Here is a 25,384-nt window from a genome sequence, read left to right as displayed (position 1 = left end):
GACTTCTGACCGACCTATATGAAGCCGATCTGGATAGTAGACGACGATCAATCGATTCGCTGGGTGCTCGAGAAAGCGCTGGCGCGCGAGAACTTCGCGACGCGCAGCTTCGCGAACGTGCGCGAAGCGTCGGCCGCGCTCGATCACGACAGCCCGCAGGTGCTGGTCTCCGATATCCGCATGCCCGGCGGTTCCGGGCTCGAACTGCTGCAGACGGTCCACGACAAGCTGCCGGGGCTGCCGGTCATCATCATGACCGCGTTTTCGGATCTCGATAGCGCGGTCGCCGCATTCCAGGGCGGCGCGTTCGAGTATCTGGCGAAGCCGTTCGATGTCGACAAGGCGGTCGAGCTGATCCGCCGCGCGGTCGACGAAAGTATGCGCGGTGAGCAGACGTGGGACGATCGTGTCGCCGAAGCGCCCGAGATGCTCGGCCAGGCGCCGGCGATGCAGGACATGTTTCGCGCGATCGGCCGCCTGTCGCATTCGGCGGCGACTGTGCTCATTACCGGCGAATCAGGCACCGGGAAGGAACTGGTCGCGCGTGCGTTGCACCGACATAGCCCACGCGCGAACGGTCCCTTCATCGCTTTGAACACGGCCGCGATTCCGAAAGATCTGCTGGAGTCCGAGCTGTTCGGTCATGAGCGCGGCGCGTTTACCGGCGCGCAGGCGATGCGCCAGGGCCGCTTCGAGCAGGCCGAAAACGGCACGCTCTTTCTCGATGAAATCGGCGACATGCCGTTCGATCTGCAGACGCGTCTGTTGCGCGTGCTGTCGGACGGGCAGTTCTATCGTGTGGGCGGCCACAATCCGTTGCGCGCGAACGTGCGCGTGATCGCGGCGACGCACCAGAATCTCGAATCGCGCGTGCGCCAGGGGCTGTTTCGGGAGGACCTGTATCACCGTCTCAACGTGATCCGTCTGCGCTTGCCCGCGTTGCGCGAGCGCAGCGAGGATATCCCGCTGCTCACGCGTCATTTCCTGCAGAAGAGTGCGCGCGATCTCGGCGTCGAACCGAAGCGCGTGTCCGAACAGGCGCTCGCGTATCTCGCGTCGCTGGCGTTTCCGGGCAACGTGCGGCAACTGGAAAATCTCGCGAACTGGCTCACGGTGATGGCACCTGCGCAGACGATCGAGATCAAGGATCTGCCGCCCGATCTCAGTCCCGCGCAGGTCGGCTCAGGCGATGCCGCGGGTGCCGCTGCCGGCGCGACGGCGGATGGCACCGCGCCGGCCAATGCGGGATTTGTGGGCAACGCGCCGCTCGCCGGCGCGGGGGGCGGCACGTTGGTGCATCCGTCTGGTGCGGCCGGTGTGACGGTTGCGAGCGCACTGAGTGCATGGGAAGGTGGCTTGCGCACCGAAGTCGCGCGCATGCTGCGCGAGAACGCGGCCGACGTGATGGACGAACTCGCGCGTCGTTTCGAGGCGGCCGTGATCCGCGAGGCGCTCGACTTCACGCGCGGCCGCAAGGTCGAGGCAGCGGAGCGGCTCGGCATCGGCCGCAATACGATCACGCGCAAGATTCAGGAGCTCAATCTGGAGCCTTGACGCGCTTGCGTCGAGCGATCCGCGCAGCGCAGGCGAGGGCGGCTCAGGCCGCCTTCGTCGTTTCTGGATCGAGCCTCGCACCAAACCGGCGAACGCCGCGCACAAGGCATAATCAACGCTGTTCCGATCCGACAGCCGACGATGCCCGCTTCTTCCGCTTCTCCCACTCCGTTCGAGTGGCCGCTTTCCCCCGATCCCTTCCTGTCGCTCGAAGCGCTCGACGACGCTGACGCGCTCGCGTGGGTCGCCGCGCAGAATGCGCGCACGCACGCCGCGTGGTGCAGCGGCGAGTCGTTCGACACGCTCAGGCGACGGCTCGCCGATGCCTATCTGCCGCGCGAGCGTCCGGTGATTCCGGATCGCTGGAAGGAGTGGGCCTACGATCTGTGGCAGGACGAGCGCAATCCGCGCGGCATCTGGCGACGCACTTTGTGGGCCTCATGGCGCAGTGGCGCGCCGGTGTGGCAGAACCTGCTCGACTTCGACGCACTCGGCGCGGCCGAAGGCACGCCGTGGGTGTGCGTCGATCTCGACATTCTTTATCCGGACGGTGATCGCGCGCTGATCACGATGTCGCCGGGCGGCTCGGACGCGCTCGTCGTGCGCGAGTTCGATCTCGACGCGCAGCGTTTCGTCGACGACGGCTTCGCGATCGCGAAGGCGGGCAAGCACACGGTATCGTGGATCGATCGCGAGACGCTGTACGTGGGCTGGGACAATGGCCGCAAAACGCTGACGCGCTCCGGCTATCCGCGCGACGTGCGGCGCTGGACGCGCGGCACCGCGCTCGCCGATGCGCCCGTCGTGTTTCGCGGCGAGTTCGACGATATCGGCGTGGAGGCGCATTACGATCCGCTCGATCGCCGGCATACGGTGACGAGCAGCGTCGACTTTTTCGATTCGCACACGTATTACCTCGACGGCAGCAGCGATGCGTGGCATCGCTACGACGTGCCCTCGCACGTCGCGGTAGGTGCGTGGCAGGGCTGGCTGCTGCTCGAGCCGCGGCTCGACTGGGAATGTGAATGGGACGGCAAGCAGGCGCACTATCCGGGCGGCGCGCTGCTCGCGATTCGCGAGGACGCGTTCGTGCGTGGCGAGCGCGACGTGACGCCGCTCTTTACGCCGATGCCGCTCACTTCGGCCTGCGAGTGGTCGCATACGCGCCATCATCTGATCGTGTCGTATCTCGACGACGTGCGCAGCAAGACGCTGATCTGGACGCCGTCGCAGCACGAGGACGGCACGTGGCAGTGGCGCGAGCGCATGTTCGCGTCGCGGGGTGATGCGCAGGTCGACGTGTCGCCGGTCGAGTCGACGTTGAACGACGAAGTGTTCGTCGATACCGACGACTATCTGCAACCGCCCGCCTACTGGCTCTCCGATCTCGCGCGCGACGAGCCCGGCCAATGGGAGTTGCTCGACCGTTGGCCGGCGCAGTTCGACTCGGCGCGTTTTGCCGTGACACGCGGGCATGCGGTATCGGCCGACGGCACGCGCGTGCCGTACACGGTGATAGGACCGAAGGAAGTGGCGTCATCGTCGGCCGATGCAAGGCCGACGCTTCCGTGTCTGCTGAGCGGCTACGGTGGCTTCGCGATTCCGCTGCTGCCGAGCTATCTGACGGGGCAGGGCATCGGCTGGCTCGAACGCGGCGGCGTGTACGTGGTCGCGCATATCCGCGGCGGCGGCGAGTTCGGCACGCGCTGGCACACGGCGGCGCAGGGCGAGCATCGCCAGCGCGCGTTCGATGATTTCATCGCGGTCGCCGAAGCGCTGATCGCGACCGGCGTGACGAGCGCCGCGCAACTCGGCATTCAGGGCGGCAGCAACGGCGGGCTGCTGGTCGCAGCCTGCATGGTGCAGCGGCCGGAACTGTTCGGCGCGGTCGTGTGCGAGGTGCCGTTGCTCGATATGAGCCGCTATCACCTGCTGCATGCGGGCGCATCGTGGATCGACGAGTACGGCGATCCCGACGAGCCCGACGAAGCGCACGCGCTCGCCGCGTATTCGCCGTATCACAACCTTGCGGCGGGCGTCGCGTATCCGCCGGTGCTGTTCATGACGTCGACTGCCGACGATCGCGTGCATCCCGGCCACGCGCGCAAGATGGCCGCGCGCATGCAGGCGCTGGGCGCGCAACTCGTGTGGTATCGGGAGAATACGGAAGGCGGGCACGGCGGCTCGGATGAGCTGGAGCAGGCCGAGCATGATGCGATGGTGTTCGGGTTCTTGTGGGGCGTACTGGGCGGCGTATAAAGCAATACGCAAGCGAGGCATTGCTGCCTCGCCTCGTCGTTGCGCGCCGGATCAACCCAGTTGCGCGAACACCGGCGCGTGATCCGACGGCTGGTCCCATTTGCGCGGCACCTTGTCGATGTCGCAGGCGGTGCAAATGTCGGAGAGCGCTTTCGACAGCAGGATGTGATCGATGCGCAGCCCCGCGTTGCGACGGAACGCCATCATCCGGTAATCCCACCACGAATAGACTTTTTCCTGCTGCTCGAACTGGCGAAACGCGTCGAGCAGGCCGAGGCCGATCAGCCGCACGAACGCCGCGCGTTCCTCGGGCGACACGAGATTCTGACCTTCCCACGCTTTCGGATCGTGCACGTCGCGATCCTCGGGCGCGATGTTGTAGTCGCCGAGCAATGCGAGCTTCGAATGCAGCGTGATCTCCGTGGCGAGCCAGTCGTGCAGCGCGTCGAGCCAGCGCAGCTTGTACGCGAACTTGTCGGTGCCGGGCGCCTGGCCGTTCGGGAAATACGCGGAAATGATGCGCACGCCGTCGACGGTCGCCGCAATCACGCGCTGCTGCGGATCCTCGAAACCGGGGATGTTGCGCACGATGCTGCTTTCGTCGACATTCAAACCCTCGCGCACCAGAATGCCGACACCGTTATAGGTTTTCTGACCCGCGTACCAGCTGCGATAGCCGACCGCCTCGAGTTCCGCGCGCGGGAATTTTTCGTCGGGTAGCTTGAGTTCCTGCAGGCACAGCACGTCGGTGCCGCTGCTGGCGAGCCAGTCGATCACGTGTTGCTGGCGGACTTTGAGGGAGTTGACGTTCCAGGTGGCGATTTTCACGAAAATATCCGATGCGTGCGTGATGGGGGCAAGGGCGATTATAGCGAGGGCCACGCCGGGCCAAGCCGGTGTCCGCTTTTTGGTTTGACGTTTCTCCGCAGAGCTTATATAATCTCTTTTCTCTGACGCGGGGTGGAGCAGTCTGGCAGCTCGTCGGGCTCATAACCCGAAGGTCGTAGGTTCAAATCCTACCCCCGCAACCAAAGCATTGTTGAAAGCCCGCAACGCGCAAGCCTTGCGGGCTTTTTGACTTTCAGCGCTTTTCCCCAATCGCCCACTCCACCGCCGCCTGCGCATGCAACGCAGTGGTATCGAACACAGGCAGCACCGAATCTTCCGGCTTGATCAGCAGCGTGATTTCCGTGCAACCGAGTATCACAGCCTGCGCGCCACGCGCGGCCAGATGCTCGATCACGCGTTGATAGACCTTGCGCGACGTATCGTCCACGTTACCGTGGCAAAGCTCGTCGTAAATGATGCGGTGCACGTCCGCGCGCTCGCTGTCATCGGGCACGAGCGTCTCGAGCCCATAGCGCTCGCGTAGCCGGCCTGCATAGAACGTCTGCTCCATCGTATAGCGGGTGCCGAGCAGGCCCACCCGTTCGACGCCGGCCGCGCGCAGCGCCGCGCCGGTCGGATCGGCGATGTGCAGGAACGGCACCGTGATCGCCCGCTCGATCGAATCGCACACGCGATGCATCGTGTTTGTCGCGAGAATCACGAGATCGGCTCCACCGCGTTCGAGCTGGCGCGCGGCGTCGGCCATCTGTTCGCCGAGCGCGTGCCAGTCGCCGGCGCGCTGGTTCGCCTCGATCGACGCGAAATCGACGGTCAGCAGCAGGCTGCGCGCGTTGTGATGGCCACCGAGCCGCGCCTTCGCGTGGCGGTTCAGCAGCCGGTAATACTCGGTGGACGACTCCCAGCTCATTCCGCCGATCACGCCGATCGTTTTCATCTGACCGCTCCGTCAATGCATGGCCGAAACGGCGAGTATAGGCGCGTCGCATCGCTAGCCGCCGGTACGGATTGCTGCGCGCTCGCCGGTACGCATAGGCAACGCTCTTCGCAACAAGCGCCCGCATTTTTCTGGCGCCGATAGAATCGTGGCGAGTCCGCACGCGATCAAGAGGAGCGATACATGGATCTGATCATCCGCCGCGCGACGCTGCCGCGCAGCGCTACCCGGCTGACCTCGCAGCCGTCCCCGCTTCACCGCCAACCGGTCGATATCGGCATCGACGCGGGCCGCATCGTCGCCGTCGAGCCGAACCTGGCCGCGAGCGCGCGCGACGAAATCGACGCGGCCGGCTCGCTCGTCTCGCCACCGTTCGTCGATCCGCATTTCCATATGGACGCGACGCTGTCGTACGGTTTGCCGCGCGTGAACGCGTCGGGCACGCTGCTCGAAGGCATCGCGTTATGGGGTGAACTGAAGCCCGAGCTCACCCAGGAAGCGTTGATCGAGCGCGCGATGCAGTACTGCGACTGGGCCGTCGCGCGCGGCCTGCTCGCGATTCGCAGCCACGTCGACGTGTGCGATCCGCGTCTGCTCGCGGTCGAGGCACTGCTCGAAGTGAAGCGCCGCGTCGCGCCCTATCTCGATCTGCAACTGGTCGCTTTTCCGCAGGACGGTCTGCTGCGCAGCGCCGGTGCGTTCGACAATCTGAAGCGCGCGATCGGCATGGGCGTCGACGTGGTCGGCGGCATTCCGCATTTCGAGCGCACGATGGCCGACGGCGCGCAGTCGGTGCGCATGCTGTGCGAGTACGCGGCCGGGCAGGGCCTGCGCGTCGACATGCATTGCGACGAATCGGACGATCCGCTGTCGCGCCACATCGAAACGCTCGCGGCCGAAACGCACCGGCTCGGCTTGCACGGACGCGTCACTGGTTCGCATCTCACGTCGATGCATTCGATGGACAACTACTACGTGAGCAAGCTGCTGCCGCTGATGCGCGAGTCGGGCGTCGCGGCAATCGCGAATCCGCTGATCAACATCACGCTGCAAGGCCGCAGCGACACGTACCCGAAACGGCGCGGCATGACGCGCGTGCCGGAGATGCTGGCCGCGGGCATCACGGTCGCATTCGGCCACGACTGCGTGATGGACCCGTGGTACAGCCTTGGTTCGGCCGACATGCTCGAAGTCGCGCAGATGGGCCTGCACGTGGCACAGATGACCAGCGTCGACGGCATGCACGCCTGTTTCGATGCGGTGACGGTGAACGCGGCGCGCATTCTCGGTCTGGAAGGCTATGGCATCGCGCCCGGATGCGCGGCCAATCTCGTCGTGCTCGATGCGCGCGACGAAGTCGAGGCAATCCGTCTGCGCGCCGCGCGGCTCGCGGTCGTGAGCCGGGGCAGGGTGGTGAGTCGCGCGCCGGCCGCGCGAGCGTCGTTATCGCTCGAAGGGCGGCCCGGGCAGATCGATTTCAAGCTGAATCGCGCGTAGCGAGGTATCTCGCGCATGAATGAAAAACCGGCGATCTGCTCGCGCAGACCGCCGGTTTTTTTATCGGCATCGCTCAGTGTGCGGCCCCCGGCGCCATGCCGTTGTGCCGCAGCAGCGCATCGATATTCGGCTCGCGGCCACGGAACGCCTTGAACGATTCCATTGCCGGACGGCTGCCGCCCACTTCGAGGATCTCGCGACGATAACGCATGCCGGTCGTCTGATCGAGCACGCTGCCCTCGGCTTGCGCGGCTTCCTCGAACGCCGCATACGCGTCGGCAGACAGTACTTCCGCCCACTTGTAGCTGTAGTAGCCGGCCGCGTAACCGCCCGCGAAAATATGGCTGAACGTGTTCGGCCAACGCGAGAACGGCGCCTGCGGCACGACGTGGAAGCGCTCGTTGATTTCGCGCGCGAGTTCGTTGGCGCTCTTCGCGCCGTTCGCGTCGAAGCCGGTGTGCAGTTGCATGTCGAACATCGAGAACACGATCTGCCGCAGCGTGCCTATGCCGCTCTGGAAGTTCTTGGCGGCGAGCATCTTGTCGAACAGCTCGCGCGGCAGCGGCTTCGCGGTATCGACGTGCGAGGTCATGTCGGACAGCACGTCCCACTCCCAGCAGAAGTTCTCCATGAACTGCGACGGCAATTCGACCGCATCCCATTCGACGCCGTTGATGCCCGACACGCCGAGTTCATCGACGCGCGTGAGCATGTGATGCAAACCGTGGCCGAACTCGTGGAACAGCGTGATCACTTCGTCGTGCGTGAAGCAGGCGGGCTTGCCGCCGACCGGGGCCGAGAAGTTGCACGTCAGATAGGCGACCGGTGTTTGCACGGCGCCATGCGCGAGCCTGTGACGGCCGCGCGCGTCGTCCATCCAGGCGCCGCCGCGCTTGCCTTCGCGCGCATACAGGTCGAGATAGAACTGCGCGACGAGGCCGCCGTCCTGATTCTCGACCCGGAAAAAGCGCACGTCCGGATGCCAGACGGCCGCTTCATCGCGGCGGATGCGCACGCCGAACAGCGTCTCGGTGACCTTGAACAGACCCTTGAATACCGTGTCTTCGGGGAAGTACTGCTTCACTTCGTTTTCCGAGAACGAATAGCGCTTCTGACGCAGACGCTCGGAGGCAAATGTCATGTCCCACTGCTGCATATCGGTCATGCCGAGTTCGCTCGCGGCGAATTCGCGCAGCTCTTTCCAGTCCTGTTCCGCGTGCGGACGCGCACGCGTCGCGAGGTCTTCGAGGAAGGCCATCACCTGCGCCGGCGACTCGGCCATTTTCGGCGCGAGCGACACTTCGGCGAAGTTGCCGTAGCCGAGCATCTGCGCTTCTTCGGCGCGCAGCTTCAGTTCGTCGGCGAGCACCTGCGTGTTGTCCCACTCGGGCTTGCCATTGCCGTATTGCGCACCGAGCTCGGACGCGCGCGTCACGTACGCGCGATACATCGCTTCGCGCATCGGACGGTTTTCCGAGTACTGCATCACGGGGAAATACGAGGGGAAGTGCAGCGTGAACCTGTAGCCGGTCTTGCCGTCGCGCTCGGCGGCTTCCTTCGCGGCCGCGATCACGTCTTCGGGCAGACCCGCCAGCTGCGCTTCGTTGCCCGCGTCGACGACGTACGCATACGCGTTGGTCGCATCGAGCACGTGATCCGAAAACCCTTTCGACAAGTTCGCCTGGCGCTCCTGCAATTCGGCGAAATGCGGCTTCTGGTCTTCCGGCAATTCGGCGCCGGACAGGCGGAAGTCGCGTAGCGCATTGCTGAGGATCTTCTTGCGCTCGCCGTTCAGCGATGCAAATTCGTCGCTCGCATTCAGTGCCTTGTACTTCTCGTAGAGCGCGAGATTCTGGCCGACGCTCGACCAGAACTCGGTCACGCGCGGCAGGTTTTCGCCGTAGACGGCGCGCAGCTCAGGCGTATCGGCGACGGCGTTCAGATGGCCGACCACGCTCCACGCGCGTGACAGCGGCTCGGTAGCGCGCTCGACCGGTTCGACGACGTCGGCCCACGACGCAGGCGTGACCGGCAGCGCGGCGCGCTCGACGGCGGCCGCGGCATCGGCGAGCAGCACGTCGAGGGCGGGCGTCACGTGTTCGGGGCGGATGTCGCCAAAGCGCGGCAGATCGGAAAAATCGAGGAGCGGGTTGTCTTGAGGCGTGGCGGTAGTGGACATAAGGCTTCCTGTCTGACGCGGGTGAAGGGGGCGGTGCGGCGGCGTGCGCGTATCGTCTTGCGGTGTGTTGCGCGACGCTCGGCGCGTGGCGGCACCGGGTACGGACATTATTGGGGCGGGGCGCGCCGATTCCAATCCATCGGCTGACAAATTAACAGATGTTGCGGTGCGCTGGGCGCGTTGGGGCGGGGCGTGAGCCGCGAATTCCGGCGGCGCGGTAATGAGGGGATGGTGCAGCGAGAGAGAGGCGAGCGGGCGACGACATGACGGACGAGACGGACGAGTTGCCTCAATCCGCCTCGCACTCACCGCCCGGCGATTACGCCTTCGCCGCATCCGCCTCGCGTTCGGCCGCCTCGATCGTGTTGACGAGCAGCATCGTGATCGTCATCGGGCCGACGCCGCCCGGCACCGGCGTGATATGGCCGGCCACTTCCTTGACGCCCGCGAAGTCGACGTCGCCGCACAGCTTGCCGGCGTCGTCGCGATTCATGCCGACGTCGATCACGGTCGCACCCGGTTTCACCATCTCCGCGGTCAGGATGTTGCGCAGGCCGGTCGCGGCGACCACGACGTCGGCGTTGCGCGTGTGCGCGGCCAGATCGCGCGTCTTGCTGTGGCAGATCGTAACGGTCGCGCCCGCTTCGAGCAGCAGCAGCGCCATCGGCTTGCCGACGATGTTCGAGCGGCCGATCACCACCGCGTTTGCGCCCTTCAGATCGATGCCGTAGGCCTCGAACATTTTCATCACGCCGTACGGCGTGCACGGACGGAACAGCGGCTGGCCGGTCATCAGCGCGCCCGCATTGGCAACGTGAAAGCCGTCGACGTCCTTCTCGGGTGCGATCGCCTCGATCACCTTGTGGCTGTCGATGTGCTTCGGCAGCGGCAGTTGCACGAGAATGCCGTGGATAGCCGGATCGCGGTTCAGCTCGTCGATGCGCGCGAGCAGGTCGGCTTCGGGCAGGTCGGCCGGATAGCGGTCGAACGACGAGCCGAGGCCGTTGTCGTTGCAGGCCTTCACCTTATTGCGCACATACACTTCGCTGGCCGGATTGTCGCCGACCAGAATCACGGCGAGGCCCGGCTGATGGCCGCGGGCGGTCAGGGCGGCGGCGCGCGCGGCGACGTCGGCGCGCAGAGTCTTGGAAAGGGCGAGGCCGTCGATCAGTTTGGCAGTCATGGTCGGTCGAACGTTGGGTCGAGGTTGGGATCGTGGGGATCTGGTCGGGACGGGCGGTTTGGCCGGCGGGGCGAAGCGCTCGCGCGGGCGGCGCGCGCGACGGCGTGCTTCGGCTTGTCGACGCAGCCCGGTCGCTCTGCGACAAGCGCGCTGCCGGGTCGGGCAAGGCGCCGCTGCAAAGTCCAACATTATACCGGCGCGGGGGCAGGCGTTCGCAGTGGCTTCGGGGCGCTCGCCGGGCGCGTGCAAGCGTACGGGATGCGAGGCGTGGGGGCGCGTGTCGGCGAGGTTACGCACGCGGCCGGTGAGACCGGCCGCGTAACGACGTAACGGCCCATCAAACGATGGGCCGCGAGCGCAGCTGTTACTGCGTCGTTTGCGGCTTGTTCGACAGCGCGAGTCGCAGCAGATCGGCGACCGTGTTGACGTTCAGCTTTTCCATGATGTTCGCGCGATGCGCTTCGACCGTCTTGATGCTGATACCGAGGTCGTCGGCGATCTGCTTGTTCAGGCGGCCGGCGATGATCCGCTCGAGCACCTGATGCTCGCGCGCGGTCAGCTTGCCGAGGCGCTCGGCCGCGGCGCGCTGCTGCTGCACGCTGGTGCTTTCGCTGCGCGCCTTGTCGAGCATGCGCTCGACGAGCTTGCGCAGTTCGGCTTCGTCGAACGGCTTCTCGATGAAGTCCATTGCACCTTTCTTCATCGTCGACACCGCCATCGGAACGTCGCCGTGGCCCGTCACGAAGATGATCGGCAGCGACGCGTTGTCGGCGATCAGGCGTTCCTGCAACTCGAGCCCGCTCATGCCGGACATCCGCACGTCGAGGATCAGGCACGCGATCTGGCCCGGATGCTGATGCGGCTGCCATGCGTCGATGAACTGCTCGGCGCTCGAGAAGCATTGGACGCGATAGCCGTTCGCCTCCAGCAGCCAGCGCAGCGAATCTCGCACGGCCTCGTCGTCGTCAACGACAAAGACGGTTTCCTGAGTGGTGACTGGGCTGTTCATAGCTCTCCCGTAACGGTTTGTGGTGTCGGCGCCTCGGACCCGCTGTTGCTCGGGCCGTCAGGCTCCCCAATAGGCAGACTGCAATGGAACGTGGCGCCGGTGATGTGGCCATCGGATTCGACGTTGTTGACCACCCACAGACGGCCGCGGTGCGATTCGATAATCGAACGGCAAATGTTCAGCCCCATGCCCATGCCATCGGACTTGGTGCTGTAAAACGGTTCAAACAGACGCTCGGCGGTTGCTTCGTCGACGCCCGGCCCCTGGTCGACGACGCTGATGCAGACGAAGCCGCTCTCCAGTCGCACGACCACCCGGATCACCGGATCGACCGCGTTCGGGCGCGCTTCGGCCATCGCCTCGACGCCGTTCTTCAGCAGGTTCACGAGCACCTGCTCGATCAGCACCGGGTCGACGTAGATTACCGGCAGCCGCGAGCGCAAGTCGGTGACGATGCGAATCCGGCGCTTCCTTGCCTCGATTTCGGCGAGGCCCACCGCGTCCGCGACGATATCCGCGACGCGCGTGGCCTGACGCTTCGGCTCGCTGCGCTTCACGAACTCGCGGATGCGCTTGATGATCATGCCAGCGCGCACCGCCTGTTGCGCGGTTTTTTCGAGCACCGGCAGCAGATTGTCAGGCGTCGTTCGACCGGATTTAACCAGTGCGACGGTTCCGGAGCAATAGTTATTGATGGCGGCGAGCGGCTGATTCAGTTCGTGCGCGAGCGACGAGGCCATTTCGCCCATCGTCATCAGGCGGCTCGTGAATTGCAGCTTCTCGTCCTGCTGGCGCGCCAGTTCCTGCGCGCGCTTGCGGGTCGTGATGTCGGTCGCGATCTGCATCTGCGCGAGATGGCCGTCGACCCACTGGATGTACTGGCGCCGGACCTCGAACCACTTCTGGATGCCGGCAATGTAGATTTCCTGGGCGTCGGCGGTGCTTTCGGTCAGCGCGGCGGCGGGCAGGCCGACGAAGGCGTCGACCATGTCGATCGAATCGGACGACGCCTGCGAGGCGTCGAAGCCGCCGCCCGCGAGTTCCAGATGACCATCCGGGCGGATGCCGAACAGGTGCCGGTAGTAGCGGTTCGCGAACAACAGCTCGGCTTCGTCGGCGGCTAGCACGGACACGGCGGCATCGAGGCTTTCGAGCACTGTCGTGAAGCGTTCGTGGGCGGCGGCGAGTTCTTCGCGCGCGCGCTTCGGCTCGGTGATGTCGGTCATCGACGACATCCAGCCGGTCTGGCGGCCCGAGCTGTCGATCAGCGGCGACACGTAGAGCCGGGCGTGGAACGTGGAGCCGTCCTTGCGCCGCACGCGCAACTCGAAACCGGACGAAGGCGCTTTGCCGCGCAGCGTCATGTCGAGCTGGCGCTGCATTTCGGGGTACGCGTCGCGCGGCCAGTAAGCGAACGGCGCGCTCTTGCCGACGAGGTCGCTTTCGTCCCAGCCGGTCATCCGGCAAAACGCCGGGTTCACGTGCGTGATGCGGCCGTGCATGTCGAGCACGCGCATGCCGATCAGCACCGAGTTTTCCATTGCGCGGCGGAAGAACGCTTCCGCGTACAGCGCCTGCTGCGCCTCGAAGCGTTGGCGTGTGTGCTTCCACAAACTCCACAGACTCCACAGCACGAAGCAGGAGAGGCCAGCCACCAGCCACACCAGCGTGTTGTTCGTGAAGTTGGTGATTTGCGGGAACGCGTACACGCGCACCGAGATGCCCTGGCCCGGCGGGTCGAGCGGCAGGTCGTAGAACATGTCGCGCGGCAGGCGCGGGCGAGTCGACGTGGTGGTCAACTCGCGGTTGTTGACGTCGATGATCGAGATCTTGTACTTCGCCGACAGCTCCGGCGGGATGTCGCGCTTCAGAATCCCTTCCACCGAGAACACCGCGGCGATCGTGCCGAGGAAATCGCGGTCGCGGAAGATCGGCGTCTGCAGCGTGATGAAGCCGTTGCCGAGGTCGTCGTAGATGAGCGGCGAGTACACCTGGCGGCGTGTATTGCGCGCCTCGGCGAAACCGGCTTTGACCGCTTCGTCCATTTGCGCGTCGTTGGGACGCGCGAGCCGCTGGCCGAGCACCGGCGGCGCGGCGTTGGGCCAGCGAGGCTGCTGCTGCCCCGTGTACCAGTTCATGTAGAGGATCTCGGGATGCCCCTGCATGATGTCCGTGGTGCTCACCTGGAACGAATGCTCGTCGGCATGGCCGGCGGCGAGGTCGCGCGCGAGCGCCTGGATCTGCTCCTGCGCGCCTGTCATTGACAGGCGGATCTGTTGCTGCGCCCACGCGACGTTGCGGTACAGCGTGTCTTCCTGCTGCTGCTGCTCGCGTCGGTTCAGACTCCACAGAATCAGGCTCATGACGACCAGGAATACCAGGATCGACAGGAGCGGCGTCAGCAAATAGGAATTGGACCACCAGGGCCCGTGGTGCCAGCGCGTGGACGGCGACGAATCCGCCGGCGAACCAGCGGTGCGCGCCGAGCGAGAGAAAAGCCGTTCGGTCAACATGCGTGGCATTGTAGCTCAGCACGTCCTCGACAAATGACGCAAAAAAGCACGGAAAGTGCAGTTAATCGGCGCAAACTAGCCGACGGATCAGTCGATCGGCAGTCAAACCAGGTTGCGTTGCAGCAATTTTCCGCATTATGAGAATTGATCTCGTAATTTGAAAATTTGATTGCGCTGACGTCGCGAGCCTTATTACAATCGGCCCGTGCTACCGCGGCCGTCCCTGCGTCCGCGTTGTCTGTTCAAAATGCGTTCCCCATACCCAGGAGACGAGCATGTCCGCTGTACCCGACGAAGTCATGAAATATGTCGCCGCCGATAAAGACGACGATCCCCAGGAAACCGGCGAATGGCTGGAAGCGCTGGATGGCGTGATTTCTGCTGTAGGCCCTGACCGTGCCCACTACCTGATCGAAAAGCAGATCGAGTTCGCACGCGTGCACGGCGAACATCTGCCGTTCTCGGCCAACACCCCGTACATCAACACGATTCCGGTCGCGCGCCAGGCCAAGAACCCCGGCGACCAGGATCTCGAACACCGCATCCGCTCGTACACCCGCTGGAACGCCATGGCGATGGTGCTGCGCGCCGGCAAGGAAACCAACGTCGGCGGCCACATCGCGTCGTTCGCATCGGCCGCCACGCTGTACGACGTCGGCTACAACCATTTCTGGCACGCGCCGTCGGCTGAGCACGGCGGTGACCTCGTGTTCGTGCAGGGCCACTCGTCGCCGGGCGTCTACTCGCGCGCGTTCCTGCTCGGCCGCCTGACCGACAAGCAGCTCGACAACTTCCGCCAGGAAGTCGGCGGCGAGGGCATCTCGTCGTATCCGCACCCGTGGCTGATGCCTGACTTCTGGCAGTTCCCGACCGTCTCGATGGGCCTCGGCCCGATCATGGCGATCTACCAGGCACGCTTCATGAAGTACCTGCAGGCGCGCGGTGTCGCGAAGACCGACGGCCGCAAGGTCTGGGCCTTCCTCGGCGACGGCGAGACCGACGAGCCGGAATCGCTCGGCGCGATCGGCATGGCCGGCCGCGAGCGTCTGGACAACCTCGTGTTCGTGATCAACTGCAATCTGCAGCGTCTCGACGGTCCGGTGCGCGGCAACGGCAAGATCATCCAGGAACTCGAAAGCGAATTCCGCGGCGCGGGCTGGAACGTCATCAAGGTCATCTGGGGCAGCCGCTGGGATGCGCTGTTCGCGCGCGACAAGACGGGCGTGCTGATGCGTCGCATGATGGAAGTGGTCGACGGCGAGTACCAGACGTACAAGTCGGAGTCGGGCGCCTTCGTGCGCGAGCACTTCTTCAACACGCCGGAGCTGAAGGCGCTGGTCGCCGACTGGTCCGACGACGACATCTGGAATCTGAACCGCGGCGGCCATGATCCGCACAAGATCTACGCGGCGTTCACGGAAGCGTCGAATTCAAAGGGCCAGCCGACCGTCATCCTCGCGAAGACGATCAAGGGCTACGGCATGGGCGAAGCCGGCCAGGCGATGAACATCACCCACCAGCAGAAGAAGATGCAGGTGGAGCAGCTGAAGAAATTCCGCGACCAGTTCCGTCTGCCGATCACGGACGAGCAGATCGTCGACGTGCCGTACCTGACGTTCGAGGAAGGCTCGAAGGAACTCGAATACATGCGCCAGCGTCGCATGGACCTCGGCGGCTATCTGCCGGCGCGTCGTCAGAAGGCCGAGTCGCTGCCGGTGCCGGAACTGTCGGCATTCGAGCCGCTGTTGAAGGGCACGGGCGAAGGCCGCGAGATTTCCACGACGATGGCGTTCGTGCGGATCCTGAACATCCTGCTGAAGGACAAGGCGCTCGGCAAGCGCGTCGTGCCGATCGTGCCGGACGAGTCGCGTACGTTCGGTATGGAGGGTCTGTTCCGTCAGATCGGTATCTGGAATCAGGAAGGCCAGAAGTACGTGCCGGAAGATTCCGACCAGCTGATGTTCTACCGTGAGTCGGAGACCGGTCAGATCCTGCAGGAAGGCATCAACGAAGCCGGCGGCATGGCCGACTGGATCGCAGCCGCGACGTCGTACTCGACGCACGGCGAGATCATGATCCCGTTCTACATCTTCTACTCGATGTTCGGCTTCCAGCGCATCGGTGACCTCGCATGGGCGGCGGGCGACATGCGCTCGCGCGGCTTCCTGCTGGGCGGCACCGCGGGCCGTACGACGCTGAACGGCGAAGGTCTGCAACACGAAGATGGCCATTCGCTGCTGTGGGCCGCATCGGTGCCGAACTGCATCAGCTACGACCCGACGTTCGGCTTCGAACTCGCGGTCATCATGCAGGACGGTCTGCGCCGCATGGTCGCCGAGCAGGAAGATGTGTATTACTACATCACGGTGATGAACGAGAACTACGAGCACCCGGCGATCCCGCAGGGCGAGACCGTGGCGGCCGACATCATCAAGGGCATGTACTCGTTCCGCAAGGCCGAGGCCAGCACGAAGGCACCGCACGTGCAGCTGATGGGTGCGGGCACGATCTTCAACGAAGTGATCGCCGCAGCCGATCTGCTGAAGAACGACTGGGGCGTCAATGCCGATCTGTGGAGCGTACCGAGCTTCACCGAGCTCGCACGTGAAGGCCACGAAGTGCAGCGTTGGAACCTGCTGCATCCGAGCGAAGAGAAGAAGCTGTCGCACGTCGAGAAGCTCCTCAAGGATGCGCGGGGTCCGGTCATCGCGTCGACCGACTACGTGCGCGCGCTGACCGAGCAGATCCGCGCGTTCGTGCCGCAGAAGTTCGTCGTGCTGGGCACCGACGGCTACGGCCGTTCGGACACGCGCGAGAAGCTGCGTCACTTCTTCGAAGTCGATCGCTACTGGGTCACGGTCGCCGCGCTCAACGCGCTGGCGGACGAAGGCACGATCGAACGCAAGGTGGTCGCCGAGGCGCTCAAGAAGTACAACCTTGATCCCGCCAAACCCAACCCGATGACCGTCTAAGGCATCACCCGTGTGCCATGGCGCACGTGTCTGCCCCTCGTCGTGAGGGGCAGGCGGCGTGCGTGGCCCAGGAGACACTAACAATGAGTCAAGCGATCGAAGTCAAGGTGCCGGACATCGGCGATTACAAGGACGTCCCTGTGATCGAGGTGCTGGTTAAGGCGGGTGACACCGTCGAGAAAGAGCAATCGCTCGTGACGCTGGAATCCGACAAGGCAACGATGGACGTGCCGAGCTCGGTGGCCGGCGTCGTCAAGGAAGTGAAGGTCAAGGTCGGCGATGCGGTGTCCGAAGGCACGCTGATCATCCTGCTGGAAAGCGCCGAAGGCGCTGCTGCGGCTCCCGCGGCGGCTCCGGCTCCCGCACCCGTGGCGGCAGGCGGCGGCGTGCAGGAAATCAAGGTGCCGGATATCGGCGACTACAAAGACGTTCCCGTGATCGAGATCGCGGTGAAGGTCGGCGATCGCGTCGAGAAGGAACAGTCGCTCGTCACGCTGGAATCCGACAAGGCGACGATGGATGTGCCGAGTTCGGCTGCCGGCGTCGTCAAGGAAGTGAAGGTCAAGGTTGGCGATACCGTGTCGGAAGGCGCGGTCATCGTCGTGCTGGAAGCGGATGGCGGCGCCGCCGCGACGCCCGCGCCGGCACCGGCCGCCAAGGCACCGGTCGAGCAACCGTCCGACGCGCCCATCGCGCCGGCTCCGGCACCGACTGCGCCGTCCGCGCTCGCGCAGGCGCCGCTGATTCCGGCGGGTGAAGGCGGCTCGCGTCATCCGAGCCATGCGTCGCCGTCGGTGCGCAAGTTCGCGCGCGAACTCGGCGTCGACGTCGGGCAGGTGCGCGGCACGGGTCCGAAGGGCCGCATTACGCAGGCCGACGTGACCGCGTTCGTGAAGGGCGTGATGACGGGCCAGCGCGCGGCGCCGTCTGGTGCAGCCGCGCCGGCCGCGGGCGGTGGCGAGCTGAATCTGCTGCCGTGGCCGAAGATCGACTTCACGAAGTTCGGTCCGATCGATCCGAAACCGCTGTCGCGCATCAAGAAAATCTCCGGCGCGAACCTGCATCGCAACTGGGTCATGATCCCGCACGTCACGAACAACGACGAAGCGGACATCACCGAACTCGAAGCGCTGCGCGTGAAGCTGAACAAGGAACACGAAAAGGCGGGCGTCAAGTTCACGATGCTTGCGTTCGTGATCAAGGCTTGCGTGGCGGCCCTGAAGAAGTTCCCGACGTTCAACGCGAGCCTCGACGGCGACAACCTGGTGTTCAAGCAGTACTACCACATCGGTTTTGCCGCGGACACGCCGAACGGCCTCGTCGTTCCGGTGATTCGCGACGCGGACAAGAAGGGCCTCGTCGACATCGCAAAGGAAATGGCCGATCTGTCGAAGGCTGCGCGCGAAGGCAAGCTGAAGCCGGACCAGATGCAGGGCGGCTGCTTCTCGATCTCGTCGCTGGGCGGTATCGGCGGCACGCATTTCACGCCGATCATCAATGCGCCTGAAGTCGCGATTCTCGGCCTGTCGCGCAGCGCGATGAAGCCGGTGTGGGACGGCAAGCAGTTCGAGCCGCGTCTGACCATGCCGCTGTCGCTGTCGTATGACCATCGCGTGATCGACGGAGCGGAAGCCGCGCGCTTCAACGCATACCTCGGTTCGATTCTTGCCGATTTCCGGCGTGTGATTCTTTGACCGGCTGGTGAGGCCCGCCGGCGCAGGCGCGGATAGTTTCGACTGGTCCGCGTCGCGCCGTCCGCGCGTTTGTCGTGCGCTGTGCACGTCGAACGCGCCGCTCATCACCGCTCAACAGGAGAAGGGGACACTATGAGTCTCGTCGAAGTAAAAGTGCCGGACATCGGTGACTTCAAGGACGTCGACGTCATCGAAGTCAACATCAAGCCGGGTGACGTCATCGAGCAGGAGCAGTCGCTGCTGACGCTCGAATCCGACAAGGCATCGATGGAAGTGCCGAGCGATACCGCCGGCATCGTCAAGGAAGTGCGCATCAAGCCGGGCGACAAGGTCTCGCAGGGCACGGTGATCGCGCTCGTCGAGGCAGCGGCGGGCGGCGCGGCCGCAGCCGCCCCGGCGGCGAAGGAGGCCGAGAAGGCAGCTCCCGCGCCGGCGCCTGCGGCTGCCGCACCGAAGGCCGCGGCACCGGCTCCGCAGGCCGGCAGCTATGCGGGCAGCGCGGACATCGAGTGCGACATGCTCGTGCTCGGTTCGGGCCCCGGCGGCTACTCGGCCGCTTTCCGGTCCGCGGACATCGGCATGAAGACCGTGCTGGTCGAGCGTTATCCGACGCTCGGCGGCGTGTGTCTGAACGTCGGCTGTATCCCGTCGAAGGCGCTGTTGCACACCGCGCTCGTCATCGACGAAGCGGCTGATCTTGCCGCGCACGGCATCACGTTCGGCAAGCCGCAGATCGATCTCGACAAGCTGCGCGATTTCAAGTCCGGCGTGGTGAAGAAGCTGACCAGCGGTCTCGCCGGCATGGCGAAGGCGCGCAAGGTCGAAGTGGTGGTCGGTACCGGCGCGTTCGTCGATCCGAACCACATGGAAGTGCAGACCGAAGGCGGCAAGAAGGTCGTCAGGTTCAAGCAGGCGATCATCGCCGCGGGCTCGGAATCGGTGAAGCTGCCGTTCATTCCGGAAGATCCGCGTGTCGTCGATTCGACCGGTGCGCTCGAACTGCGCCAGATTCCGCAGCGCATGCTCGTGATCGGCGGCGGCATCATCGGTCTCGAAATGGCGACGGTGTACTCGACCCTCGGCGCGCAGATCGACGTCGTCGAAATGCTCGAAGGCCTGATGACGGGCGCGGACCGCGATCTGGTCAAGGTCTGGGAGAAGTACAACAGCAATCGTTTCGCGAACGTGATGCTGAAGACCAAAACCACCGCGGCCGAAGCGAAGGCCGACGGCATCTACGTGTCGTTCGAAGGCGAGAAGGCGCCGGCCCAGCCGCAACGCTACGACCTCGTGCTGGTGGCCGTGGGCCGCTCGCCGAACGGCAAGCGGATCGGCGCGGAGAAGGCAGGGGTCGCGGTGACCGATCGTGGCTTCATCGATGTCGACAAGCAGCAGCGCACGAATGTGCCGCACATCTTCGCGATCGGCGATATCGTCGGTCAGCCGATGCTCGCGCATAAGGCCGTGCACGAAGGCCACGTGGCGGCGGAAGCCGCGCATGGCGAGAAGGCGTACTTCGACGCGATGCAGATTCCGTCGGTGGCTTACACCGATCCGGAAGTGGCGTGGGCCGGCAAGACGGAAGACCAGTTAAAGGCCGAAGGTATCAAGTTCGGCAAGGCGGTGTTCCCGTGGGCCGCGTCGGGTCGCGCGATCGCCAACGGCCGCGACGAGGGCTTCACGAAGCTGCTGTTCGATGAAGAGACCCATCGCGTGATCGGCGGCGGTATCGTCGGTCTGAATGCGGGTGACCTGATCAGCGAAGTCTGTCTCGCCATCGAGATGGGCGCGGACGCAACGGATATCGGCAAGACGATCCATCCGCATCCGACGCTCGGCGAATCGATCGGCATGGCGGCCGAGCTGTACGAAGGCGTCTGTACCGATCTGCCGCCGGTGAAGAAGAAGTAAGGCTACTTACTGCGCCTGCATGGTGACATGCGGGGGCAGCGAAGTGCATAAGCCGCACGGCCAACAAAAACGGCGCGCTCCTCTTTCGGAGCGCGCCGTTTCTCTTTGTGCGGCGGGCCAGCATGCAGGCAAAAAAATCCCGGCGTGGTGACCGGGCAAACGATACGCCATAGCAACGTATCGGAGCGTCCGGCCATTCAAACCGTATATGCCGCAACGGCACGACGCTGTTGCTTGCGATACTGCCAGCGCAGCGCGCCGGCTGGGCTGGCGTAAAAGACGACGCCAGTCACAAAGCCTGGCGTGTTGAGGCGTAAAGCTTAGACTGCCTTCTTGGCGGCAGCGCGCGATGCTTGAGCAGCGGCTTGCGAAGCTGCCTTCGATGCGGCCGTTGCAGCTGCATTGAAGTTGCTTTCAGCGATTTCAACGGCCTGGCGGGTCGCCTTGTGGACCGTTTCGTACGTGGTGTTGGCGGCGGTGATAGCCGACTTCATCACGGCGACAGCAGTTTCCGAACCAGCCGGCGCGTTCTTCGCGACGTTTTCCACGAGCGCCTGAACCTTGCGGTTTTGCTCTTCGAATTGCGCTTCCGCGACGCGGGTGAATTCTCCCTGCGTTGCCGAAACGATTTCGTACACGTGGCGGCCATACGACAGCGCCTTTTCAGCCACCGGCTGTGCGAGGCTCGCTTGCAGTGCCAGCAGTTCTTGCGCGTCCTTCACCGACAGCGCGCGTTGGGTGTTTTCCTGGCTTTCGGCGAGCGTCGACTTCACGACTTGCAGGTTCAGCTCAACCAGCTTTTCGACGCCTTCAAATGCTTTGGTCGTCAGGCCGAACAGGGTCTCGAAGTTGGCTTTCTGGGCTGCGGCGAATTGCTCAGGGGTCAGCAGAGTCATGGTTTACGCTCCTGGATCGCGGTCGGTCTGTGCGGACCGCATTGGGTGGGTGGCGAGACGCAGGTGGATCGTCTGCCAGGACTGCGATGTATTGTGCATCGCAGCAATGGTTTCCATTTTAGGATGGTCGCAAAGAATGTCAAGCATTTTTTGTGCGACGCACAATGTGGGGAAAATGTCGTTAAAACAATAGGTTATGCAGTAGGCATGTCATTAATATGACGCGGAACAATTGGGTCGTTGCACCTTGGTGGTGCGAGATAAAGCACCATGCGCTGCTCTTTCCGGAAACTATTTTTCCCCGCGAAAGCCTCGATGCGGCACGGAGACAGGCTGCCTCGCAGCGATCCGCCCCCCTGAAAACCCGATCCTGGTGAATTCGATGTAAACCACAAAGTCACCCGGAACGTTAAAGAGCGATGGCAGTCGAACGCGCGTTGGCGACATTCGTCAGACGCTTAATAATCTGTCGTTCGCTCGCAACGCCTTCATGGCGCGGCGCAGTAATTGCCGCCGTTGCCCTGACCGTATTTCCCCGAATCAAGGTTGTCTCAAAACTGCCGTTATGCTGAAAGGACGCACTCGCTTGAGCCGGGCGGCGGCAATGGCGAGGCAAGCTGGCGACGATCGTTTTTTTCGATCGATGCGCAGCACTTAGTCGTGTTTTTGCGATCGGAGCTAACAAGCCGGTTGAAGGAGCGCGTATAAGTGCTTCAAATTGCTAATTTTTCGTTGCTTTACTACACTTGCGGAAACCTCTCGCCGCTCCCTATCGAACACCCATGAAAACCGACATGTTTTCGTCGCTAAAAGTGCTCCACGGCGCGGCGCGCAGCACCGCTTTATCGGTGGCCGTCTCGCTGGCCGTCGCAGCGGCGTTTGCCACGCCTGTCAGCACTTTTGCAGCTACACCTGCTGCAACCACAAAAACTTCCAAACACGCCAAAGCCGCCAAAAAGCCGGCGCAGGCGGCGGCCACCGAAAAGGTGTCGAACCATGCGGCAAAAGCCGGCAAGGGCGAGGCCGTGAAAACGGCCGCCGCGGATGAAGACGCGCCGCATGCCAGTGTCAAACGCAAGCGCGTGACGTTTACGGCGAACGGCCGGCATCGTTCGGTCATGCGTCGCGTCGCGTACGAGCCGCGCCAGCCGACCGTCGGTCAGGCTTTCGGTCTGCACGATACGCCCGACGCGCTGATGCTGCGCTCGAGCGTCGCGTATGTGATCGATCAGAACAGCGGTGAGTCGCTATTCGACAAGAACTCGCGCGCGGTCGTGCCGATCGCGTCGATCACGAAGCTGATGACCGCGATGGTCGTGCTCGATTCGAAAGAGGCGATGACCGACCAGATCGAAGTCACCGACGAAGACCGCGACTATGAGAAGAACACCGGCTCGCGCCTGTCGGTGGGCTCGGTGCTGTCGCGCGAGGACATGCTGCACATCGCGCTGATGGCCTCGGAAAACCGCGCGGCGGCGGCGCTGTCGCGTTACTACCCGGGCGGGCGTCCGGCGTTCCTCGCGGCGATGAACGCGAAGGCGAAGCAACTTGGCATGAACGACACGCACTTCGAGAACCCGACCGGTTTGACGAGCATGAACGTGTCGAGCGCGCGCGATCTCGTGAAGATGGTCAACGCGGCGTATCAGTATCCGCTGATCCGCAAGTTCTCCACCGATCACAGCTACGAGGTGTACACCGGAAAGCGCACGCTCGCGTACAACAGCACGAACGCGCTGGTGCGCAACCCGACATGGGACATCGGTCTGCAGAAGACTGGTTTCATCAACGAAGCGGGTGAGTGTCTCGTGATGCAGGCGACGATCGACGGCCGGCCGATGGTCATGGTCCTGCTCGATTCGTCGGGCAAGTACTCGCGTTTCGCGGACGCGACGCGTCTGCGAACGTGGCTCGATAACGGCGGCGGCCAGCCGCGTATCACGAGCGCCGATGCCGGCGGTCCGGGTACCTGAAGCCTGAACGGTTGCAGCCGGTCGTGTTCAGACCGGCTGCGGTCATCATGCAAAGAAAAAGCCTCGCGGATGCGAGGCTTTTTTCATGGCGCCGGCGACGCCGCGAACGACGCAATGGCGGCCACGCGGCCGCTGTGCCGCCTGTTAATGCTGGCCGTGCGAACTGTGCGAGCCGTGTGATCCGTGCGAATGATCCTGCTGCGTTTGCGGCCGGTAGCCGAGCGACTCAGAAATCATCAATGCGGTCTGGCTCAACTGTCCAAGCCACGAATCCTGCAAACGATCGGCCGGCGCCGACAGCGACAGGCCCGCGACCAGCTTGCCAGTATCGTCGTAGATGCCGGCGGCGATGCAGCGCACGCCCAACTCCAGTTCCTCGTTGTCACGCGCGCACGCTTGCTGGCGCACATGTGACAACTCGCGCTCGAGTTTCGCGAGATCCGTGATGCTGTTCTGTGTGTGGCCCGACAGACCGGTGCGCGTCGCGTAGGCCCGCACGCGGGTGGCTTCGTCGGCGGCGAGAAACAGCTTGCCGACCGAGGTGAGATGCAGCGGCGCGCGGCCGCCGATCGCCCGCACTACCTGCATGCCCGAGCGCTCCGAATACGCGCGTTCGATATAGACGATTTCATCGCCCTGACGCACCGACAGGTTCACGGTCTGCCCGGTCTGACGATGCAACTCGCGCATCGGCGTGAGCGCTGCGTCGCGCACCGACAGGCGCGCTTTCACGAGATTGCCGAGTTCGAGCAGGCGCATGCCGAGACGGTAGGTGCCGGGATCCGAACGATCGACCAGCCGACACATCACCATGTCGTTCAGGATGCGGTGCGCGGTGGACGGGTGCAGTTCCGTGCGCAGGGCCAGTTCTTTCAGGCTGACCGGGTCGCTATGCGCCGCCAGTGCGTCGAGCAGGCGCATCATGCGCTCGATCACCTGGATCGAAGTTTTGGGATCCGGGTTCGTATCGCTCATATGAGAATCGGTAGATGCGTCAAACAGCGAAGACTGATTGTATCTCGTATGGTGAAAAAAGCGAACGCGCTTCGAAGGGCGCCTCCAATCCGCTCCGGCGTGCGTCCTATGCCTTCCGGCCGTTGGTATTGCACTGGCAAACAGCGGATAATCAGGGACGTTTCCCCGAAAGGAGGGCTCATGCGAGTCGGATTGTTCGTCACGTGCCTGATCGACCTGATGCGTCCCGAGATCGGTTTTTCGGTCATCAAGCTGATCGAGGGCGCCGGATTCGAGGTCGTGGTGCCGCCCGCGCAGACCTGTTGCGGTCAACCCGCGTATAACTCCGGAGACCGCCGCCTCGCGCGCGACCTCGCCGAGAAAACGCTGCGTGAGTTCGAACAGTTCGACTATGTGGTGGTGCCGTCGGGCTCGTGCGGCGGCATGATCCGCGCGCACTACGGCGATCTGTTCGGCGACGATCCCGAACTCATGAACCGCTTCGGCCGCCTGCGCGCCAAGGTATTCGAGCTGACCGATTTCCTCGTCAATGTCGCGAAGGTGCACTTGCAGCCGGGCGAGTTCGCTGGACAGGTGACCTATCACGACTCGTGCTCGGGGCTGCGCGAGCTGGGCGTCAAGGCGCAGCCGCGCGAGCTGCTTGCGCAGGTCGGGGTCGCGGTGACCGAGATGAAGGGCTGCGAGCATTGCTGCGGCTTCGGCGGCACGTTCGCGGTCAAATACGGCGATATCTCGACCGCCATCGTCGACGAAAAGTGCGCGAACATCGCCGCGAGCGGCGCCGGCACGGTGGTGCTCGGCGACCTCGGCTGCATGTTGAATATCGAAGGGCGGCTGCGCCGCAAAGGCGACTCGACGACGCGCGTGCTGCATATCGCGCAGGTGCTGGCCGGCGACGTGTAATCCCGCGTAGGGCACACGAGGCGCGGTTCGCGTCGCGTTCCTTTTGTCACTCATGCATTGCGTCGCGCGCTAATGTGCCGCGT

The 25,384-nt window shown here is 64.2% G+C and carries 16 protein-coding genes and 1 tRNA gene; 9 read left to right on the top strand and 8 right to left on the bottom strand.

Annotation, left to right across the window (positions count from 1 at the left end; translation table 11 throughout):
• The first annotated feature begins 18 nt into the window (after positions 1 to 18).
• Both ntrC and L0U81_RS09885 read left to right on the top strand, forming a co-directional pair.
• A complete protein-coding gene (gene ntrC, locus L0U81_RS09890; protein ID WP_233802163.1) occupies positions 19 to 1,554 on the top strand; it encodes a nitrogen regulation protein NR(I) in 1,536 nt (511 codons plus the stop codon).
• Between the two features lie 141 nt (positions 1,555 to 1,695).
• Positions 1,696 to 3,813, top strand: a complete 2,118-nt coding sequence (locus L0U81_RS09885) for a prolyl oligopeptidase family serine peptidase (RefSeq protein ID WP_233802161.1) — start codon at positions 1,696 to 1,698, stop codon at positions 3,811 to 3,813.
• A gap of 51 nt (positions 3,814 to 3,864) precedes the next feature.
• Here the strand turns inward: L0U81_RS09885 and xth are convergent, their stop codons facing one another.
• Positions 3,865 to 4,641, bottom strand: a complete 777-nt coding sequence (gene xth, locus L0U81_RS09880) for an exodeoxyribonuclease III (protein ID WP_233802159.1) — start codon at positions 4,639 to 4,641, stop codon at positions 3,865 to 3,867.
• 126 nt (positions 4,642 to 4,767) lie between these two features.
• On the opposite strand from xth, the gene L0U81_RS09875 reads away from it, so the two are divergent.
• A tRNA-Met gene (locus tag L0U81_RS09875) sits at positions 4,768 to 4,844 on the top strand.
• 50 nt (positions 4,845 to 4,894) lie between these two features.
• Here L0U81_RS09875 and L0U81_RS09870 read toward each other — a convergent pair.
• The gene (locus L0U81_RS09870) at positions 4,895 to 5,596 is read right to left on the bottom strand and encodes an aspartate/glutamate racemase family protein (protein ID WP_233802157.1); all 702 of its coding nucleotides are present in this window, start codon (positions 5,594 to 5,596) and stop codon (positions 4,895 to 4,897) included.
• A gap of 183 nt (positions 5,597 to 5,779) precedes the next feature.
• Here L0U81_RS09870 and L0U81_RS09865 point away from each other — a divergent pair, with 183 nt between their 5' ends.
• Positions 5,780 to 7,093 carry an amidohydrolase family protein gene (locus L0U81_RS09865; protein ID WP_233802156.1) on the top strand — a complete coding sequence of 438 codons (1,314 nt, stop codon included), beginning with the start codon at positions 5,780 to 5,782 and terminating at the stop codon, positions 7,091 to 7,093.
• A 73-nt stretch (positions 7,094 to 7,166) separates the two neighbouring features.
• On the opposite strand, the gene L0U81_RS09860 is transcribed toward L0U81_RS09865, so the two are convergent.
• The 4 genes from L0U81_RS09860 to fixL form a co-directional block, all read right to left on the bottom strand.
• Positions 7,167 to 9,272 carry a M3 family metallopeptidase gene (locus tag L0U81_RS09860; protein WP_233802154.1) on the bottom strand — a complete coding sequence of 702 codons (2,106 nt, stop codon included), beginning with the start codon at positions 9,270 to 9,272 and terminating at the stop codon, positions 7,167 to 7,169.
• A gap of 319 nt (positions 9,273 to 9,591) precedes the next feature.
• Positions 9,592 to 10,455 carry a bifunctional methylenetetrahydrofolate dehydrogenase/methenyltetrahydrofolate cyclohydrolase FolD gene (gene folD / locus L0U81_RS09855; RefSeq protein ID WP_233802152.1) on the bottom strand — a complete coding sequence of 288 codons (864 nt, stop codon included), beginning with the start codon at positions 10,453 to 10,455 and terminating at the stop codon, positions 9,592 to 9,594.
• 364 nt (positions 10,456 to 10,819) lie between these two features.
• The gene (fixJ, locus tag L0U81_RS09850; protein ID WP_230564197.1) at positions 10,820 to 11,464 is read right to left on the bottom strand and encodes an oxygen response regulator transcription factor FixJ; all 645 of its coding nucleotides are present in this window, start codon (positions 11,462 to 11,464) and stop codon (positions 10,820 to 10,822) included.
• On the bottom strand, positions 11,461 to 13,977 hold the full coding sequence (fixL, locus tag L0U81_RS09845) for an oxygen sensor histidine kinase FixL (RefSeq protein ID WP_233804285.1): 2,517 nt from the start codon (positions 13,975 to 13,977) through the stop codon (positions 11,461 to 11,463). Before fixL ends, fixJ begins: the two co-directional genes overlap by 4 nt.
• 275 nt (positions 13,978 to 14,252) lie before the next feature.
• Between fixL and aceE the strand changes: the two genes are divergently transcribed.
• From aceE to lpdA, 3 genes are all read left to right on the top strand, one after another.
• The gene (aceE, locus tag L0U81_RS09840) at positions 14,253 to 16,949 is read left to right on the top strand and encodes a pyruvate dehydrogenase (acetyl-transferring), homodimeric type (RefSeq protein WP_233802150.1); all 2,697 of its coding nucleotides are present in this window, start codon (positions 14,253 to 14,255) and stop codon (positions 16,947 to 16,949) included.
• Between the two features lie 83 nt (positions 16,950 to 17,032).
• Positions 17,033 to 18,643, top strand: a complete 1,611-nt coding sequence (gene aceF, locus L0U81_RS09835; protein WP_233802148.1) for a dihydrolipoyllysine-residue acetyltransferase — start codon at positions 17,033 to 17,035, stop codon at positions 18,641 to 18,643.
• A 132-nt stretch (positions 18,644 to 18,775) separates the two neighbouring features.
• Complete coding sequence (gene lpdA, locus L0U81_RS09830) at positions 18,776 to 20,554, top strand: dihydrolipoyl dehydrogenase (RefSeq protein ID WP_233802146.1); 1,779 nt, start codon at positions 18,776 to 18,778, stop codon at positions 20,552 to 20,554.
• A 320-nt stretch (positions 20,555 to 20,874) separates the two neighbouring features.
• Here lpdA and L0U81_RS09825 read toward each other — a convergent pair whose 3' ends face one another.
• Positions 20,875 to 21,450, bottom strand: a complete 576-nt coding sequence (locus L0U81_RS09825) for a phasin family protein (RefSeq protein ID WP_230564201.1) — start codon at positions 21,448 to 21,450, stop codon at positions 20,875 to 20,877.
• Between the two features lie 782 nt (positions 21,451 to 22,232).
• Here L0U81_RS09825 and pbpG point away from each other — a divergent pair.
• Positions 22,233 to 23,423 carry a D-alanyl-D-alanine endopeptidase gene (gene pbpG, locus L0U81_RS09820; RefSeq protein WP_233802144.1) on the top strand — a complete coding sequence of 397 codons (1,191 nt, stop codon included), beginning with the start codon at positions 22,233 to 22,235 and terminating at the stop codon, positions 23,421 to 23,423.
• A gap of 144 nt (positions 23,424 to 23,567) precedes the next feature.
• Here pbpG and L0U81_RS09815 read toward each other — a convergent pair whose 3' ends face one another.
• Positions 23,568 to 24,398 (bottom strand): IclR family transcriptional regulator, encoded by an 831-nt coding sequence (locus tag L0U81_RS09815; RefSeq protein WP_233802142.1) that lies wholly within the window; start codon positions 24,396 to 24,398, stop codon positions 23,568 to 23,570.
• Between the two features lie 180 nt (positions 24,399 to 24,578).
• Between L0U81_RS09815 and L0U81_RS09810 the strand changes: the two genes are divergently transcribed.
• Positions 24,579 to 25,301 carry a (Fe-S)-binding protein gene (locus L0U81_RS09810; RefSeq protein WP_233802140.1) on the top strand — a complete coding sequence of 241 codons (723 nt, stop codon included), beginning with the start codon at positions 24,579 to 24,581 and terminating at the stop codon, positions 25,299 to 25,301.
• Positions 25,302 to 25,384 lie beyond the last annotated feature (83 nt).

Origin of the sequence: Paraburkholderia sp. HP33-1, assembly GCF_021390595.1 — a bacterium.
Lineage (GTDB): Bacteria > Pseudomonadota > Gammaproteobacteria > Burkholderiales > Burkholderiaceae > Paraburkholderia.
This window is presented reverse-complemented; position numbering and strand designations above follow the sequence as displayed.

Coding starts and splice junctions, on each gene's coding strand:
- ntrC (WP_233802163.1), top strand. CDS start 19: ATGAAGCCGATCTGGATAGTAGACGACGATCAATCGATTCGCTGGGTG.
- L0U81_RS09885 (WP_233802161.1), top strand. CDS start 1,696: ATGCCCGCTTCTTCCGCTTCTCCCACTCCGTTCGAGTGGCCGCTTTCC.
- L0U81_RS09870 (WP_233802157.1), bottom strand. CDS start 5,596: ATGAAAACGATCGGCGTGATCGGCGGAATGAGCTGGGAGTCGTCCACC.
- L0U81_RS09865 (WP_233802156.1), top strand. CDS start 5,780: ATGGATCTGATCATCCGCCGCGCGACGCTGCCGCGCAGCGCTACCCGG.
- L0U81_RS09860 (WP_233802154.1), bottom strand. CDS start 9,272: ATGTCCACTACCGCCACGCCTCAAGACAACCCGCTCCTCGATTTTTCC.
- folD (WP_233802152.1), bottom strand. CDS start 10,455: ATGACTGCCAAACTGATCGACGGCCTCGCCCTTTCCAAGACTCTGCGC.
- fixJ (WP_230564197.1), bottom strand. CDS start 11,464: ATGAACAGCCCAGTCACCACTCAGGAAACCGTCTTTGTCGTTGACGAC.
- fixL (WP_233804285.1), bottom strand. CDS start 13,977: ATGTTGACCGAACGGCTTTTCTCTCGCTCGGCGCGCACCGCTGGTTCG.
- aceE (WP_233802150.1), top strand. CDS start 14,253: ATGTCCGCTGTACCCGACGAAGTCATGAAATATGTCGCCGCCGATAAA.
- aceF (WP_233802148.1), top strand. CDS start 17,033: ATGAGTCAAGCGATCGAAGTCAAGGTGCCGGACATCGGCGATTACAAG.
- lpdA (WP_233802146.1), top strand. CDS start 18,776: ATGAGTCTCGTCGAAGTAAAAGTGCCGGACATCGGTGACTTCAAGGAC.
- L0U81_RS09825 (WP_230564201.1), bottom strand. CDS start 21,450: ATGACTCTGCTGACCCCTGAGCAATTCGCCGCAGCCCAGAAAGCCAAC.
- pbpG (WP_233802144.1), top strand. CDS start 22,233: ATGAAAACCGACATGTTTTCGTCGCTAAAAGTGCTCCACGGCGCGGCG.
- L0U81_RS09815 (WP_233802142.1), bottom strand. CDS start 24,398: ATGAGCGATACGAACCCGGATCCCAAAACTTCGATCCAGGTGATCGAG.
- L0U81_RS09810 (WP_233802140.1), top strand. CDS start 24,579: ATGCGAGTCGGATTGTTCGTCACGTGCCTGATCGACCTGATGCGTCCC.